The sequence below is a fragment of the Psychrobacter sp. CMS30 genome, assembly GCF_904846565.1.
GTDB classification, from domain to species: domain Bacteria; phylum Pseudomonadota; class Gammaproteobacteria; order Pseudomonadales; family Moraxellaceae; genus Psychrobacter; species Psychrobacter maritimus.
Genome location: NZ_CAJHBF010000013.1, coordinates 46,567 through 64,476, shown reverse-complemented (window position 1 = coordinate 64,476; position 17,910 = coordinate 46,567). Strand labels below are relative to the sequence as shown.

General features: G+C 43.5%; 12 protein-coding genes. 6 read left to right on the top strand and 6 right to left on the bottom strand.

Annotated features, from left to right (window positions below):
• Nucleotides 1-145: 145 nt before the first annotated feature.
• Nucleotides 146-2,530, bottom strand: coding sequence for a phosphoenolpyruvate synthase (ppsA, locus tag JMX94_RS08395; RefSeq protein ID WP_201564929.1), 2,385 nt, complete (start codon nucleotides 2,528-2,530; stop codon nucleotides 146-148).
• A gap of 625 nt (nucleotides 2,531-3,155) precedes the next feature.
• Here ppsA and JMX94_RS08390 point away from each other — a divergent pair.
• Nucleotides 3,156-4,052 carry a pyruvate, water dikinase regulatory protein gene (locus tag JMX94_RS08390; RefSeq protein ID WP_227670454.1) on the top strand — a complete coding sequence of 299 codons (897 nt, stop codon included), beginning with the start codon at nucleotides 3,156-3,158 and terminating at the stop codon, nucleotides 4,050-4,052.
• A gap of 185 nt (nucleotides 4,053-4,237) precedes the next feature.
• Complete coding sequence (gene sthA / locus JMX94_RS08385) at nucleotides 4,238-5,881, top strand: Si-specific NAD(P)(+) transhydrogenase (RefSeq protein ID WP_227673570.1); 1,644 nt, start codon at nucleotides 4,238-4,240, stop codon at nucleotides 5,879-5,881.
• A 121-nt stretch (nucleotides 5,882-6,002) separates the two neighbouring features.
• Here the strand turns inward: sthA and JMX94_RS08380 are convergent, their stop codons facing one another.
• The 4 genes from JMX94_RS08380 to JMX94_RS08365 form a co-directional block, all read right to left on the bottom strand.
• The gene (locus tag JMX94_RS08380; protein WP_201564928.1) at nucleotides 6,003-7,229 is read right to left on the bottom strand and encodes an ABC transporter permease; all 1,227 of its coding nucleotides are present in this window, start codon (nucleotides 7,227-7,229) and stop codon (nucleotides 6,003-6,005) included.
• Nucleotides 7,229-8,578 carry an ABC transporter permease gene (locus tag JMX94_RS08375; RefSeq protein WP_201564927.1) on the bottom strand — a complete coding sequence of 450 codons (1,350 nt, stop codon included), beginning with the start codon at nucleotides 8,576-8,578 and terminating at the stop codon, nucleotides 7,229-7,231. Before JMX94_RS08375 ends, JMX94_RS08380 begins: the two co-directional genes overlap by 1 nt.
• Before the next feature lie 3 nt (nucleotides 8,579-8,581).
• Nucleotides 8,582-9,862, bottom strand: a complete 1,281-nt coding sequence (locus JMX94_RS08370) for an HlyD family secretion protein (RefSeq protein WP_201564926.1) — start codon at nucleotides 9,860-9,862, stop codon at nucleotides 8,582-8,584.
• Nucleotides 9,863-9,968: 106 nt separating this feature from the next.
• On the bottom strand, nucleotides 9,969-11,639 hold the full coding sequence (locus JMX94_RS08365) for a TolC family protein (RefSeq protein WP_201564925.1): 1,671 nt from the start codon (nucleotides 11,637-11,639) through the stop codon (nucleotides 9,969-9,971).
• A gap of 330 nt (nucleotides 11,640-11,969) precedes the next feature.
• Between JMX94_RS08365 and glpK the strand changes: the two genes are divergently transcribed.
• The 4 genes from glpK (at nucleotide 11,970) to JMX94_RS08345 (ending at nucleotide 16,929) form a co-directional block, all read left to right on the top strand.
• On the top strand, nucleotides 11,970-13,562 hold the full coding sequence (gene glpK / locus JMX94_RS08360; protein ID WP_201564924.1) for a glycerol kinase GlpK: 1,593 nt from the start codon (nucleotides 11,970-11,972) through the stop codon (nucleotides 13,560-13,562).
• A 599-nt stretch (nucleotides 13,563-14,161) separates the two neighbouring features.
• Entirely contained in the window at nucleotides 14,162-14,632 is a 471-nt protein-coding gene (locus tag JMX94_RS08355; protein ID WP_201564951.1) for a hypothetical protein, read from the top strand.
• Nucleotides 14,633-14,994: 362 nt separating this feature from the next.
• Nucleotides 14,995-16,023 (top strand): endonuclease/exonuclease/phosphatase family protein, encoded by a 1,029-nt coding sequence (locus JMX94_RS08350; protein WP_201564923.1) that lies wholly within the window; start codon nucleotides 14,995-14,997, stop codon nucleotides 16,021-16,023.
• A 213-nt stretch (nucleotides 16,024-16,236) separates the two neighbouring features.
• Nucleotides 16,237-16,929: a TetR/AcrR family transcriptional regulator gene (locus tag JMX94_RS08345; RefSeq protein WP_201564922.1), complete on the top strand. Its 693-nt coding sequence runs from the start codon at nucleotides 16,237-16,239 to the stop codon at nucleotides 16,927-16,929.
• A gap of 171 nt (nucleotides 16,930-17,100) precedes the next feature.
• On the opposite strand, the gene JMX94_RS08340 is transcribed toward JMX94_RS08345, so the two are convergent.
• Nucleotides 17,101-17,892, bottom strand: a complete 792-nt coding sequence (locus tag JMX94_RS08340; protein ID WP_201564921.1) for a hypothetical protein — start codon at nucleotides 17,890-17,892, stop codon at nucleotides 17,101-17,103.
• Between the last annotated feature and the right edge of the window lie 18 nt (nucleotides 17,893-17,910).

The following is a 17,910-nucleotide window of genomic DNA, read 5'->3' as shown; positions in this document are numbered from 1 at the left end:
GTTTTTAATAAACGGTCTTTAAAGCTACTTTTAAGTCACTTTTGGTAATACATTATATTAGGGTCTATTTGAAAAAATCAAATAGACCCTAATGATTGTATTTTACATGACGATGTGAATTAACGCTGTGACTGAACGTTACGGCTTACTTCGCTTCTTCACCCGCTAAGAAGAACCAAGTATCTAATACTGAGTCAGGGTTTAATGAGACTGAGTCGATACCTTGTTCCATGAGCCAGTAAGCAAGATCTGGGTGATCTGATGGACCTTGACCACAAATACCAATGTATTTGCCAGCTTTATTACAAGCTTCAATCGCCATAGACAATAGCTTTTTAACCGCAGGATCACGCTCATCAAATAGATGTGAGACGATACCTGAGTCACGGTCTAGACCAAGTGTTAACTGGGTCAAGTCGTTAGAGCCGATTGAGAAACCATCGAAGTGCTCTAGGAACTCATCTGCTAATAAGGCGTTGGTTGGTAGCTCACACATCATGATGACGCGCAGACCATTTTCACCACGTTTTAGACCATTTTTCGCTAGCAACTCGATGACTTCTTTGGCTTCGCCAACGGTACGGACGAATGGAATCATAATCTCAACGTGAGTCAGACCCATCTCATCACGGACGCGTTTCAATGCTTTACACTCAAGCTCGAAGCAGTCACGGAAGTTGTCAGAAACGTAGCGGCTCGCACCACGGAAACCAAGCATTGGGTTTTCTTCTGATGGCTCGTATAATTTACCGCCAAGCAAGTTAGCGTATTCGTTTGATTTAAAATCAGACATACGCACGATAACTGGCTGATCCATAAAGGCTACGGCTAGGGTTGAGATACCTTCGACCAATTTATCAATATAGAAATCAACTGGTGACGCATAACCCGCGATACGCTCATTGATAGCTTGGGCGATTTCACGTGGTAAGCTGTTCATGTTCAGTAGCGCTTTTGGATGCACACCAATCATACGGTTGATGATGAACTCTAAACGCGCAAGACCAATACCTTCGTTTGGCATTTGGGTAAATGAGAAGGCGCGATCTGGGTTACCAACGTTCATCATTACCTTGAATGCAAGCTCTGGCATAGATTCAACAGAGTTGGTCTGTACTTCAAAATCAATCTGACCTTCATAAATAAAGCCAGTATCACCTTCAGCACAAGAAACGGTGACGTCTTGACCATCAACCAATAATTCAGTGGCATTACCACAACCAACGATTGCTGGTACACCAAGCTCACGCGCGATAATAGCAGCGTGACAAGTACGACCACCACGGTTGGTGACGATAGCAGAAGCACGCTTCATGACTGGTTCCCAATCCGGATCCGTCATGTCTGATACTAATACGTCGCCGTCTTGTACTTTATCCATCTCGTTTAAGTTGCTAACGATACGTACTTTACCAGCGCCGATACGTTGACCGATTGAACGACCTTCGCATAGGATTTTAGCATCACCAGTATTGATGATATAACGTTCCATGACATTGCTGTCTTGGCGGCTCTTAACGGTTTCTGGACGTGCCTGAACGATAAAGATTTCACCGCTGTCGCCGTCTTTTGCCCACTCGATATCCATCGCTTGACCGTAATGCTTTTCAATAGTCATCGCTTGTTTAGCAAGTGAATTCAGCTCTTCAGTCGATAAAGAGAACTGCATGCGGTCTTGTTTTTCAACATCGACAGTTTTTACTGATTTAGTGGTGCTGCCTTCATCACCATAAATCATTTTCTTATGCTTGCTACCTAGGTTGCGACGGATAATCGCAGGTTTACCGTTAGCAAGTAATTTTTTGGATACATAGAATTCATCTGGGTTAACCGCGCCTTGCACGACCATTTCACCTAGACCGTAGCTTGAGGTGATAAAGACCACTTGATCAAAACCACTTTCGGTATCTAGGGTGAACATAACGCCTGCAGCGCCAGTTTCTGAACGAACCATGCGCTGTACAGCAGCAGATAGGGCAACGCCTTCGTGCTCAAAACCTTTATGCACACGATAAGAGATAGCGCGGTCGTTATATAAAGAGGCAAATACTTCTTTAATCGCAATGAGGACGTTATCAATGCCGCGAATGTTCAAGAAAGTTTCTTGTTGACCGGCAAATGACGCATCTGGCAAATCTTCAGCAGTAGCAGAAGAACGTACCGCAACAGCGATGTCTTCGCCGCCACTCATGGTTTCAAACGATTGACGCACTTCTTGCTCAAGGTCGCTTGGCAGCTCTTGCTCAATAATCCACGTACGGATTTTTTTACCCGTTTCAGCAAGCTTGTTGACATCATTAACGTCAAGTGTTTTAAGCTCGCTGTTGATTTTGTCGAGTAAGCCTGTTTCTGTCAAAAAACGATTGAACGCATTTGAAGTGGTCGCAAAGCCACCTGGAACGCTGACACCCAAATCAGATAGATGGCTGATCATCTCGCCAAGCGAGGCATTCTTGCCGCCAACCATATCAATGTCATCTTTTCCTAGCTGATCAAGATTGATTACAAGTGCTGTAGATTGCGCTGCCATGATAACTCCAGAAAATAAGGTTATTTAGTAAAGATTATAACGGTCGATTATACCCCTATATTTGGATAATTTCGATACCTAGAACCAAAAAATTCGTCAAAAAGATACAAATTGTGGGGATTGCTACATATTTGAACGCCAAGAAAGTAATATTTGGCTGCTAGAATATAGTGAGAATGGGAATGTGAGAGGTTTCATGAATGTATTGACAATAGCGAATGTTGGATAAAACTTCCAAAATTTGCTTCTATATATAGGTGACTAATAGGTGACTATTGAATTATTGATAACTGGTTTGATTATTGACTTAAAAGTAAGGTTTGTTTTTATGCTAACTTTTATACAAATGCTTCTAAGTGTACGCCTGTAACATTGATTTCTATTAGATGGCTATTATGCGTATAATATAGCGCATAGATATGTTCTGGACGCGACCATGCTCTTTAGCAGCGAATTCACAGCCCATGACTATTAAAGAGCATGGTAAATACAGAGCATGGCAATGTTATAAGAAGTTTTTATCATAAGTGGTTATAAACGGCTATTAAGAGTCGATTGAAGTTTTTTCAGCGCTATGCAAAAGCGATTATTGAGGTTTTAACGTTTTAACAAAGGTGTTCACGTTATGTTTGTAAACAATCCGCCCGAACCAGCCAATCCGACTATTCAAAACAAACAAGCATTAGAAGTAGATAACGCCCAAAATATAAGAACCGCCTTTTTTATCTCTGACGGTACGGCGATTACCGCCGAAACCCTTGGACGCGCTATTTTAAGTCAGTTTGCCTCTGTACCTTTTGAAACCCGAGTATTGCCTTATGTCGATAGCTTAGAGCGTGCCGAAGATGCCGTCGAACAAATCAATACTGCTTATCAACGCGATGGTTTATTGCCATTGGTATTTGATACGATTGTCAGTCCTGATATTCGCGAGAAAATCAATTCAGCGCATAGCTGTAATTTGGATATGTACGAAGGTCTCATCGGTCGGGTAGCAGAAGAGACGGGTGTTGAACCAGACGGACATTCAGGCCATGCCCATGATGATGTCGACTCTGAGACGTATAAAGAACGTATCGATGCGGTGCATTTTGCTTTAGACAATGATGATGGCGCGCGCACTCGCCATTATCATGCGGCAGATATTATTCTTATTGGTGTTTCGCGTTCTGGAAAAACGCCGACTTCATTGTATTTAGCGCTACAATTTGGTATTCGAGCGGCAAATTATCCCTTAACCGAAGAAGATTTAAACGACAATAAGCTGCCTAAAGCCTTACGTGAGCATAAGCATAAGCTGTTTGGCTTATTAATCGATACGGATCGCTTAGTGAAAATTCGCCAAGAACGCCGCGCTGGCAGTCGTTATGCTAGTTACCAGCAGTGTCAGCAAGAGCAGCGGGCGATACAGGGGATTTATATCTCTCAAGGTATTCCAAGCCTTGATGTATCAGAGATGTCTGTTGAAGAGATTGCCACGCGTATCTTACAGATGACCGGTCTTAAGCGCCGGATTGGTTAAAGAGATTAATCAACAGCGTATAACCAATAACGGCGATGGCGATAACGTAACTGTCGCTAATATTGCAAAATATCCTATCACAACGTATGGTAGGCCCACTTTAGCGCCATGACCCTGACGGCATTTAGACCTGCTGACACTCATGGACTGAAAAAATAGATTCATAAATTAATAAAGAGGATACGATGGGAAGCAAACCTATAAGCGACGCGACCAACGATACTGGTAAAGACACTCAAACCGAAGTGTCTAATAAAGAGAGCGGCCGCGCGCCAAACCCTGAGCATACTGAGGGTAAAAACAAAAAAGCAAGAATTGAGCAAACCCATGAGCAAGTCACTGACGATATCATGCATCATCCTGACTTGGTCAATCCGCTAGATGACACCCGTATTGATATTAAAACCCCTTTTACCAAAGACTCGCAGCGTATCAAAGGCGATAAGCATAAGTATGAGTATGACGTTGTCGTCCTAGGTGCAGGTCCTGCTGGTGAAGCGGCTGCCATGAAGCTGACGAAGTCGGGTAAAAAAGTAGCGGTTATCGACCCACGCGAACAGGTCGGCGGCAACTCTACCCATGTCGGTACCATTCCAAGTAAAGCATTGCGTCAATCAGTCTTTAACTTGATTAACTTTCGCCGTGATCCTATGTTTACCAAAGCGATGGAATACCAACAAGTACCGCTTAATAAAGTGCTAACCAATGCTCGTAAAGTTATCCGTAATCAGGTAAGTACCCATACGCGCTTTTATGAGCGCAATCGTATTGACGTGATTCACGGCTGGGCAAGTTTTATTGATGCGCATACTTTAAGCGTTGAAAAAGACGACGGTATCTTTGAAACTGTTACCTTTAATAAAGCCATTATTACCGTTGGTAGTCGCCCTTATCGTCCTGATATTCTAGACTTTAATCATCCACGTGTGTTTGATTCAGATAAAATCTTGCAAATGGATTATGTGGTCAAAAAAATTATCATTTATGGTGCAGGGGTTATTGGTTGTGAGTACGCTTCTATTTTCACCGGTCTTGGCTATAAAGTTGACCTAATCAATAACCAAGATCAGCTGCTTAATTATTTAGACAGCGAGATTAGTGATGCTATCGCCCATGACTTTAGACAGTTTGGCGTACTGATTCGTAGCAATGAAGAGATTGACCATTTAGAGACGCATGATGATTATGTGGTCTTACATCTAAAAAGCGGCAAGCGCATTAAATCGGATGCCATTCTTTGGTCAAATGGGCGCTCAGGTAATACTGAAGGCTTGAACTTAGAAGCCATCGGACTTGAAGCCAATAGTCGTGGTCAGCTAAAAGTTGATGATACCTATTGTACTGGTGTCGAAAATATCTATGCTGCCGGTGACGTTATCGGTTGGCCATCATTGGCGTCTGCTGCCTATGACCAAGGGCGCTGTGCAGCGGCCTTTATGGTTGGCGATAGTGATGCAGAGCCCGTATCAAGCGTACCAACAGGTATCTGTACCATCCCTGAAATCTCTTGTATTGGTAAGACAGAGCAAGAGCTGACCGATGAAAAAGTCCCTTATGAAGTAGGGCAGGCGTTCTTTAAACATTTGGCACGCGCACAAATCATTGGTGAACGCTCAGGTGTGTTAAAGATTTTGTTCCATCGTGATACGCTTGAGATTTTAGGCATTCATTGTTACGGCAATCACGCGTCAGAGATTATTCATATCGGTCAAGCAGTGATGAAGTGTAACGCCACTTTAGAGTACTTTGTAAATACCACCTTTAACTATCCAACGATGGCAGAAGCCTATCGTGTGGCAGCCCTTAACGGTTTGAATCGCGTTTTTTAATGCTTATTTTTTAATGCGTAAACCGTAAAGTAAGAGATATAAAAAAGCGCCTGCTTAATGAGTAGGCGCTTTTTTTATGGCATTTTTTCTAGCAGAACAAAGGCTACTAGACTTTTTTACATTAATAGCCAGTTTTACTTTGCGGGGTACGCCAGCGAAAGAGCAGCAGTAACATAAAGTAAAATGCCCACAATCCTGCCAACGCATAAAATCCCGTTGCGACTTGCGCCACGCTGGCACCCATCTGATTGAGCTGGACAGAGGTGTTAATCGCAGGCGTTGTCGGTATTAACCAGCGTATGATTTGTAAAAACTCTGGCAATTGATGGGCAGGCCATGGATAACCACTGACAAAAAACATCGGTAGTGAGCTGAAAATTAGAATTTGCATACTGCGCTCACGCTGGCGGAACCACAGTCCAAACACGCAGCCAAGCGTGGCCACAGTCGGACAAAACAGCAGTAAAAATAACAAGCTGCCGAGCATGTTTTGTCCGCGTGGATAATGATGCAGCTCAAAGGTCCAGCCATAATAGAAGCAGCCGATGATAAAGCTGAACATACTGAGCGCTGCAATACGGCCAAGCCAGCCGCGAATACTGGTCGCATGACGACGTTGTTCATACCAAGTACCAATCAACATCGCTGTAGACATCAAAAGGGTTTGCTGCAAAATAAGAATCGCTACTGCTGGCACCACGTAAGCACCGTAACCTTTGGTTTGATTATATAAAGGAATGATTTTTAGGGGCACTGCTTGGGTGCTTGCCGCTGCGGTTGCAGAATATGCCCCTTGCGCCACGCTTTTTTTAATCTCAACCCCTGCCGATACCGTACTGACCGCCTGCAAAAACCCCATTTGGACGTTTTTATTTAATAAGAAATAGCCCCCATTGCCGAGTACGCTGACACTTGCCGCTTTTCCAGACAATACTTGCTGCTCAAGCCCGCTTGGAATGATCATATAACCGGCGATGTCATCGGACCAGATGGCCTCGATGGCATCTTGCTCATTTAAAAAACGCTTGGTATCTAGCTGCGGGCTGGCGCTGGCATAGCGAACGATGGTTTTAGATAAGTTGCTATTGTCTTTATCGATAATACCGACCGGGACATGGTTGACCACCTCTGTCGAATACGGCCAAGGATAAAAGAAACCATAAATAATCGGCGCAATCAGTAATAATAACAGTACACCTTTATCAGAAAAAACGTCTTTAATCGTTTGCACAAAACTGTGCAAAAAACTTTGTGATGAATAGTCTTTTGAACCTGATGGCGTATTAGATAGCTTGTCTTTTGGTACGGCAGAATCTTTTGATGCAGGCTCTTTTTGTAGTATAGACATTAGCGTGCTCCCCAGCGTTCAGGATGGGCGAGCGCGCGTTTGCTCAATAATGCGGCTAAGAACATAGCAATAACGGTTGCTAGCGTCAGTCCATAAACTATCGGTAATGAGATGGCAACGGGTGCTTGCATCTGTAATTGGGCAATATGCAGCTTAAGATAATGAGTAAGTGGTAGCGTATCCGACCAATGCTTGGCGCTGTCACTGATGGCGATATAAGGAAAAGTAACCCCTGCAAACGCATAAGAAGGTGCTGAAATAAAACCGGTCGACGATAAGCCCATACGTAATGAAAATGAGGTTAGGGTAAATATGGCGCCAAGCCAGAATGACAACATCATCAGCAAGACAAGGCCGACATAAGTAGCCATGATAGAGCTAATAGCAACCGCTTGCTGTGGAGCAGCCAGCCAGAGTGCTAGAATTGACCATAAGCTATAAGCGAGCGTTGGCCAAAAATACTTACCCAGTAAACCAAAGAGCAAGACTGAAATACTGGCTTTTCTAGGCTTACTATCTATAACAGAGGTTTTATTGTTTGCAGCAGAGGTTGAAGCAGCTATGGTTTTGTCGTTTTCAATGTCGTTTTTAATATTGGCTTCAATGCTGGTTAAGTCAGGATGACCGCTTTCAATAAAATCATACCAACGACCGATTTGCTTATCGCGTAGCTCGCGTCCAATGGTCGTGGCACCGATGACCATGGCTAAGATATGCAGCAGCGCTGGGATAACGGTTGATGCTAGAAACTGCTGATAATCCGTTGCCGCATTAAATAAGCTAATACGCTGAATACCAATGGGCGAGTAAGCAATCGCCGCTTGTGATGGTGCCATACCTTGTTTCACCAAACGCTGTATCTCAACACCTGCCGATAGCGTACCAATCACTGATTGGACACTGGTTTGGATAATGCCAGAGTGAGTACCGTATTGAGCGTCTACTTGCAGCACGATGGGTGCAGGTTTACTCGGTGAGATATTGCGTGAGAAATCCTCAGGAATAATGACCACTGCATAAATATCACGTTGTAGGAGCGCTGCTTCTACCGCTGCTGGTGAATGATACAGCTGTCTGACCGTCAGGTTCGGATTGGCTTCCAAATAACGCACGGCAGTATTGGCAATAGGACCGCGGTCTTTATCCATCACTCCGATAGGTAAATCGGTGATTTGTATTTGTGAGAAAATCCACCAAATCAACAGCACGGTCGCAAGCGGTATCCACAGTACCATGCTCAAATCCCATGGATTTTTGGCTAAAAAACGTCGCTCATAGCCAGCACTGCGTACAAAAGCGCCAATTAGCCCCTTTTGCCCACTTAGCCTCTTTTGCTTAGTCAAGCGCATGGCTTACTCTTGGGTCTGATTAGCAAGGGCTGGATTGATACTGACAATCACGCTCATACCCGAGCGAATACGTCGATCAGGTGCCGATGGTCGCGCTTTAACCTCAAAGGTACGCACATCAAAACCATCGTTATTATTGGTCGGACGCCAAGTGGCAAAGTCAGATAATGTTGAGGTGGCATAAACGGTAAACTGTTTGGTATAAGGCTTTTCGGGCGATGATAAAGCAGGAATCGTACCCATAAAACGCTGACCAATCGCAAATTGATTTAAATAGGTTTCAGTGACGTTGAGTACCACCCATTGGTCATTAGTATTGACCAAGGTAAGGAGCGGCACACCTTGACCAATCACTTCGCCAGCATTGACGATGACATTATCCACGATACCAGCAATCGGGCTTCTTAGATTGGCTTCTTCTTTTGCGACCAGTGCTTCTTCTAATTGCGCATCGACTTGGGCAACTTGCGCTGTCGCGGCAGATTTATCTTCACTGCGTGCGCCTTCCATTGCTAAGTCATACTGTAAGCGCGCTGCTTCTGTTTGATCTTGGGTGGCCAAATACTGCGCGTAGGCTTCATCACGTTTTTGCCGCGCCATTAGCCCTTCTTCATAAAGACGATTGACGCGCTGATAGGTGTTTTCTGCCAAATCAGACGCCGCTTTATTGGCTTGCCAAGCGGCTTTTGCTTGCGCAATCTCTTGTGGACGGGCGCCATTTTCTGCTTTATCAAGCTGACTTTGGGCCATTTGTTTGCCAGCACGAGCTTGATTGATTTTGGCATTAATCTCAGGTGAGTCCATCTCAATCAATTGCTGACCGACCGTCACGGCATCGCCTTCTGTGACCATGATTTGTGCAATACGTCCTGGTACTTTTGCGGCGATAGACGTTTGCTGCATTTGCATCTGCCCTTGTAAGGTGATGACTTCAGGCTCATTATGTTGATTGCTTTTATACAAACCATAAGCAATTGCCCCTAAAACAAGCAGCACAAGGAGTACCAAAATCGCCTTTTTAATCACGGCAGATTTATCCGCTTTTGCAGGCTCGCGTTTATAAGGCGGCACCGCTTGCTCTTGGTCCATATCAGCGCTATCGACGCTATCAACGTTATCGATGCTATCAGCGCTATCGACGAAAGCTTCAGTCGGTTTAGTGCCATTAATAGCATCAATAGCATCGACGGGCGTTTGCTCATGCTGACTGCTGTTTGGCTCAGCGGTTTGGTCTGAAGCATTTAATTTGCGTGAGTCGCCTGATTCGTTAGTAGATTCAGTCATGACAGTGAGATTCCTAAAGCGATAAAGTCGGTAATAAGCAGAATAGGTCTGGTGTTCTTTAGTCTTGGCATTTAATCTTATTATTTAATATGTCTTACTGGGTAGGCTATTTGTCATATAAGGTTGGTAGTCGAATATCAGCGGCGTTTAGGTAAGCATTAAAAGCGAGAGGCGTACCGCAGCTTTGCATTAGAGCGGCAAGAGACTGTACATAAGTATTCGCCGCTTGCGCCTGTTCCGTACGCGCTTTGAGGTATTGTGTCTGTGCTTGTACCACATCGATAGGCGTATTTAAGCCTTCTTGCAGCCCAAGGCGACGCAAGCGTAATACCTCTGCTGCCAAATCTACATTACTTTGTAGTGCCTGATAGCGAGATTGGGCGTTATTGACATCGTGCCAGTTTTTTTCGACCAACAATAATAGATTGTCACTGACTTCAATCTCAGATAAATCCGCTTGGCGTATTTTGGCATTGCTAGAGGCTAGAGAAGCGGTTTTATCGAGCCCGCCCCAAAGCTTCCAACTTGCTGAAATACCAGCGACCCAGCTTGGGTCTTTTTCAAGTTGTCCATAGCCATAAAGCATAACCGTAGGTTTGTAGCCCGTATCTGACAGCGCATGTAGCTGCTGAGCTTGGGCCCGTTTAGCGGCGACTTTTTGCAGACCTGGATGATTATTCAGTGCCAAATCTTGAAAATAATTGACATCAGGTAAAGGACGGCTAGAAACAAATAGAGGCGTGGTCGGCTTGATACGATAATCGGTACGCAAAAGACGCTGTAGCGCCATCATCGCCAGACGCGCATCATTGTTGGCGTTGACCGATTCGCTTTTTGCATCGGCAAGCGCCGATTGGGCTTCTAAGCGATCGACACGTGAGATAAAGCCTTCTTCAAAAAGGCGCTGTGCCATATGATCAACTTGCTGCACCGTATCATAAGCATCGTCGCGTAAATAGGCGGCAATAATCGCCAATTGTGCCTTAAAATAACGCTCAACTAAGGTGTTATAAAGCTCGTTGGTATCCAGTATGCTATCTGCGACAGCTTCTTGGGTACGAGCAGTAGAAGCACCTGTTAATGCCGCTGTGCGACCAGCGGTATAAATGGGCCATACCACACCCAGACCTGCGCCCGTTGTTGAACCTGAGCGCTTTAAATCGTAATTATCTGGGATACGGTCACCGACCAATTCACCAAAATCCGGCAGATTTTCTATGTCTATGGGCGGGTCGATGCTATCAACGCTACTATTTACATCGTTGATAATGCCGGTTTTAATCGACGATAAGTCAACATCGGCATCCAAGTTGTAAGCATTGGCGGAGACGCGCGCAAATACTAACGGATGGTCGATGGTTTTTAGCGCATCCGTTTCGTATTCACTGGCAGCAATCGCGGCTTGATTGGCGGCAATTTTTGGTGAAACTTGCAATAAAATATTTTGCGCTTGCTCAAGACTTAGCAGGCTAGACACTTCTAAGGGATAGCTATTATCAATGCTTTTATGGGTGATGGGGTCGATAAGGGTGCTTAAGCCAGTATTGGGCTCAGCTTTAGCTGTCTGTTTTTCTGTCGTCGCTGCCTTGTTTTGTAGACTGCTTTCTCGATTGACACTTTGATTATCTGCATCAATAATTTGCGTCACTACCACTGGCGCTACTTCATTTTGTGACGTGATAGTATCATCGTTAGCGTTTGCGGAGTGAGCCGCGGCTAAGCTCATGAGCGTAACCGTCATCACAGCAGTAGACAGAGTCGATAAAGCAAATTTCATAAGTCACGTAAGCCATTAATTAGAATGCAAAGTGTTTAGAACGTAAAGTGTGTAGAAGGTAGCCGAACAGGGCAATATTATAGACTATTAATAGAAAGCAAAAATCGGTTATTCATAACAAAGCGTACACTGTAGTGCCACAATGGTGACGGGTCAATGCTCACTATTCGCTTATTTTACATTGAATACGCACTGTTTTTATGTTAAGTGTTTCATTATAAGGTAAATAATAGCATTATTTATGGGTTAGTGATAAAAAGTCATTGAGGACACGCCCTAGATAAAAATCAGCAGATAAAAAACAACACTATCTAAAATAGGATGTGAGTAATGGCAGGATATATTTTAGCGCTAGATCAAGGTACAACATCGAGCCGCGCGATTTTGTACGATGACCATGCCCGTCCGATTAAAATGGTACAACAGCCGACAACTTTAAAGACGCCGCAAGCAGGTTTTGTCGAGCAAGATGCACAGCAGATTTGGCAGACACAGATTAGCTGTGCCCATGATGTGATTAATCAGGCCGGGTTGCTTGCGACCGATGTCACTAGCATTGCGATTACCAATCAGCGTGAGTCTATCGTGATGTGGGATAAGCAAACGGGCAAACCTTTAGCGCCTGCCATTATTTGGCAAGATCGCCGTACCGCAAGCTATTGTAAAACGCTTGCTGCAGAAAGCGCGAGCGGTAAGACTGATGATAAGCATGTTGATATGGCAAGCGAGATACAACGTATCACAGGCTTACGCTTAGACCCATATTTTAGCGCCAGTAAAATCGCGTGGTTGTTAGAAAACGATCCTAAATTAAGAGTACGCGCTAATAAAGGGGAGATTGCTGTCGGTACCATAGACAGCTGGCTTATCTATAAATTAACCGGCGGCGAACACGTCATCGATGTGACCAATGCCTGTCGTACCTTGTTATACGATATCCATAAGTTGGCATGGTCAGAGGAGCTATGTACCTGTTTTGCCATACCCATGAATATATTGCCTAAAGTATTGCCATCTGATGGAGATTTTGGTAAAACAAAAAAAGGGTTATTTGCCAAACAAATTCCTATTCAGGCGGTATTGGGCGACCAACAGGCGGCGCTATTTGGGCAAGGCTGCCTTGATGCAGGCATGGCAAAAAATACCTATGGCACCGGCTGTTTTATGCTGATGAATATCGGTCAGACGCCAAAACTGAGTGAGCATAAGTTACTGACGACCATCGCTTGGCAACGTAAATCAACGCCAATGCGTCCAGACAATTTATCATTTGATCAAATCGTGCAGTCTGGTAGACGTATACTACAGCCGCCCAAAAAGGAAGTCACTTATGCCTTGGAGGGCAGTGTGTTTATGGCCGGTGCTATCGTGCAATGGTTGCGTGATAATCTCGGTATGATTCAACAAAGCGCTGAGGTTGAGAGTTTAGCGCGGCAAGTAGATAGTAGTGAAGAGGTAGTCTTATTGCCCGCATTTACAGGTCTTGGAGCTCCCTATTGGCGCTCCGACATCAGTGCCAGTATCACTGGTATGAGCCGCGGTACGACCAAAGCCCATATCGCGCGCGCGGCATTGGAAGCGGTGGCATATCAGACTTATGATGTGCTCATCGCTATGCAAAAAGACAGTCCTCATCCATTGACTGAGCTCAGAGTCGATGGCGGCGCGGCTAATAATGACTTACTTATGCAGTTTCAAGCTGACTTATTGGGAGTGCCGGTACTGCGCCCTAAAGACACAGAAATTACAGCCAAAGGTGCGGCTTTATTAGCGGGACTGAAAACTGGTCTATACGATGAAGCAACGATGCAAGCATCATGGCAAGTCGACCGGATTTTTGAGCCTGAAATGTCAGCCGATATTCGGCAGCAGCATCTTAATAAATGGCAACAAGCCGTTGATAGAGCGTTAAAAGTCATGTAATTGTCTAATTTGAGATATTTAAGTGCTGTAACCACTCAGTAAAAGATTACTTAAAGCGCTCTGCTGACATACAAATCCATGCAAATTGGTGATAAAGATACAGGCTGTAACGCAAGGCAATCGTAATTTGGACACAAATTACATAACCTGTCTATTTGTTGGTATCCATAAATTCCTATACTTTAGATGAATTAAATCATAGCGCTAATCACTCTTATTTAATTTCTATTAATCTATAACTATTAATTCATAACTATGTCATTAATAGGCGTTAAATTAATAGCTTAAGGCGTTAAATTAATAGCTTAGATTTACAGCTGAAAAATGAGCGATTAGTACATTAGCAATGAATAACTCTAATATATAACAAATAATTTAAGGATAATATTATGAATAACGATGGACGCATTACAGACCCTAATAATCGTGTAATCGCTGATGACTATCTTGAAGTTGGCGATAGAGAGCGCATTATCGATGACAACGCGCGTCGATTAAATGATAACGATGTTGATATCCATGGTAATAGAGTCGTTAGACATGAAAATGACAATATCATTGATGATCACGACGCCATTGATCGTAATGCCGTGAAGCACATGTCAAAAGAGAGTAGAGAAGATCTGAATGCTGATCCAATCACAGGTGAGCCAGGCTCACACCCACTAGGTACAGGTATTGGTGGTATTGGCGGCGCAGCAGCAGGTGCGGCTATTGGAACAATGGCAGGTCCATTAGGAACCTTAATCGGCGGCGCTATTGGTGCTATCGTTGGTGGCGGTGCCGGTCATGCAGCCGCAGAAGCCATTGACCCAACTCGTGAAGAAGCATACTGGCGTGCTCAACATGCCAATGCGGATTATTACCGTGAAGGTCATGAATTTGATCGTGATTTACATCCAGCGTATGCTGTTGGTTATGCCAATCGCGCCCGCTATCCAGCCGATGCCCGTTTTGAAGATCATGAATCAGATTTAGAGCGTTCATGGCATGAAGTGAAGGGTGAATCGCGTCTAGAGTGGGAAGAGGCTCGTCGTGCAACACGTGATGCATGGAACCGTGTGTCTTAATAGCCGTTATATTTTTAAGCTATGATGATTGAATAATAATGACAAGTGTTAAGGATTCAATTAATGGTAAATGAGTATTCCTTTGTTAAGCTTCATCATTAAGATAAACTAATCGTTTATTTGATATAAGTAAATAAACAATACAAAAGCTTACTCTCTCATTACTAGAATTAGTCTGATTGTAGACTTTACTCTGCTATCAGACAAAATAAGCCAGTTTTATGCTACTTTAAAGCCTCCAAAGATTTCTTTGGAGGCTTTTTTAGTGTATATTGTTAAGTGTGAATATACTTAATATTGTTATGTATAAATATATTTAATGATAAGACATAATTATCAAAAATAATAATAATAGGTAGTTTATGATTCATAATGCAGAAGGCAATGATCCAAAGCAGTTTTATATAGCAACTGCCAATTTACTGAATTTTGCCAATCCTAATAGAATTTATTACGAAAATGCGCCCGCTTATACCAATAAAGAATACGAACATAAGCTGCGCGGCATTACCGACTTATTAGCAAAAGCCCATGCCGATATTATCGCTGTACAAGAAGTATGGGATAGTCAGGCGCTTGAAGCGTTGGCAGTATCGTTGGGTTTTAAGCCTGAGCATGTGGTGATTCCACTGGCAAGTAATGACAGCGCAAGCCCTTATACTCAAGGGAAAGGGGCGCAGAATACACCTACAGTCGGTATTATCACGCGCTTTGAGCAGTTAGAGAGCTCATTGCTACAAGCCATAGAGCCAAAAGCGGTCATCGATATTCCTGATATAGGACCTTATGAGCGTTTTAATCGTCCGCCACTTATATTACGAGTGAATGCTTATGGGCAGCCGATAACCATTATTACCGCCCACCTTAAAAGCAAACGTGCTTTTTTCTTACGTGATGAAAACGGCAATCTGCTAGAGGATATGAACGATCCGAATATTCGCGTTCGTGCCAAACTGCGTAGTTTATGTATGCGCGCCGCAGAAGCCGCCTCTATTCGTATGTCTATCATTGAGCGCTTACATCATACGCGCGAGCCGCTGATTTTATTGGGTGATATGAATGATGTCACCGGTAGCGTGACCACCCAATTGATGACTGAAACCGGTGAAGTCAATTACGATAAAAGTATGCGTGATGTGGCATTGTTTGATGCCGCTCGTATCCAAGCCCGTTATGGTTGGATGAAAGATGTTGCTTATACCCATATTTATCAGGGTATGCCAGAAGTTATTGATCAGTTATTTGTTTCTGAAGAGTTTTTACCTGATAGTAAGTTTTCGCTTGGTCAGGTTGAACGAGTTGACTATTTTAATGACCACTTAAAGTGGGATTATGCCGATAGAGTCATCGATCATGGTATTATACGAGCGAAAATAAAACTTCATAATTAACCTCGTTTTTTGGTTAATTGGTGAATTATTTTTTAACCTATTCATGTCCCTTGCTTGACTGTGTACAAGCGTTTATCATGCCTCTTCGTTGAGTATAGTAGCGGTGCTATTGGCCCAAATGACTGGTTGATAGAATGTCCTTCGATTTAGGACAGATGCTATCCGATGAAGACTATATTTATAAAGATGGGGCGTAACATTAAGAGATTTATAATGAGTGAAAATAAAGACGACAAAATTGAAGATGTACTGGTAGATTCGGAGCTGGCAAAAAAGCTGGTCCCTAATAAATTTAAATTCACCAGTCAGCAAGGCCGCGCACGCCGTCAAAAGCTATTGATGGGCGCGAAAAAATTGAGTGAAACTCAAGCGATTAATGATATTACCTTGGCTGCTGTCTGCGAAGAAGCGGGTATTCCAAGAGCCTCTGCCTATCATTTCTTTCCAAATATCGAAGCGATATTTTTAGCATTGCGCTTTTTAAATGCGATCGACATCTTAGAAGTGCTGACCACTGTCGAAACAATTGATTATGATAGATGGCAAGCGTATTTGACCGCGCTGATTGAGCGCTGTGTAAAAATATTTGATGAAGACCAAACCAAAGCCAAATTGATTTATGACACCAATACTCCTGATTTTGAAGGGGACAGTTTTGGTGAGCATATGGACAATCAAGTGGTGCAATTGGTATATAAACGCCTATCAGAGCGTTATGAAGTGCCAAAATTTGAAGATATCCAAGATGTGTTATTGATTACCTTTAGTATTATTAACGCCATCTTTACTGTCTCTTATCGCCGTCATCAGAGCATTACTGATAAGTATTTGCAAGAAGCCAATACCGCGTCTATCGCTTATCTACGCTGCTATCTGCCAGAAAAATTACCGCGTAAAAACCGTTAATTTTATGGAGTTAGGCTAGAGTTTTAAGCCAAATCCAAACGTAAAAAAGCCGACATCATGTCGGCTTTTTTTTGCGCGTTTTAATAAACGTTTATTAAACATTGATTGAAATTTTATTGTGTGGTCAAAGGCTAGTTACTACAAGCATAAGTCACTACAAGCATAAGACACCTACTTTTTATCAATCGTTGTTAGCGCTTGACCATTACAACTGTCGTCGCTTGAATCTAAAGGCGCGTATTCTTCATAATAACGCACGATAAGCGCTTCTAAAGCAACGTTGGTTTTTGAGTCATGGGCGTTAACGAAAGCTTCGCGTGCTTGCTCAAGCCAGCGATCTGCCATCCGAAAATGACTGTTTGATGATTTTGCGCCACGTTCACAGTGGTCGGTAGCTGCCCATATTAATGCCACTTCACTAAAGGCCATTTCGCGCGGCGTATTCACGATACCGCCACTATCTTTAAGGGCATTTAAAGTTGCCCATAAATCAGGTCGCATGAGCGTCGAGGTCGATGGGATATCTTCGATAAGCTCAAGCGCTTCAACTTTATTATTTTTTAACGCCTGCAAGATCGTTTCTGCCGCTTGGGCGGCTTGTACAGCAGCGTCTGAACGACTATTCATACTGTCTTTATGAGTGGCATAGTTCAGCCAAGCTTGGGCTTTGTAAGCAAAGTATTGTTGACGGGCGCTTATGTCTTTTTGCTGATAAGTTTGTAATTCGTTCAGCATACAGTTCATGGCGCGCTGTTGTACGCTTTGGGCTTTATCATCAGCTGTCTGGGCTTGAGATTCAGTATTATGGCTGCTAAGGCAATAGTCGGCGGTCTTTAGCGTAGCGTCTTTTGGCGTAAGACTTGTAGTCGATACACAAGATACGGTAGACAGAAGCAATACAGCGGATAGCGTAGTATATAGAGATTTTTTATAAGGGGCCGCTTGAAGGGCAGAGTGAGGCATAAGATAAACCTGAAAGTA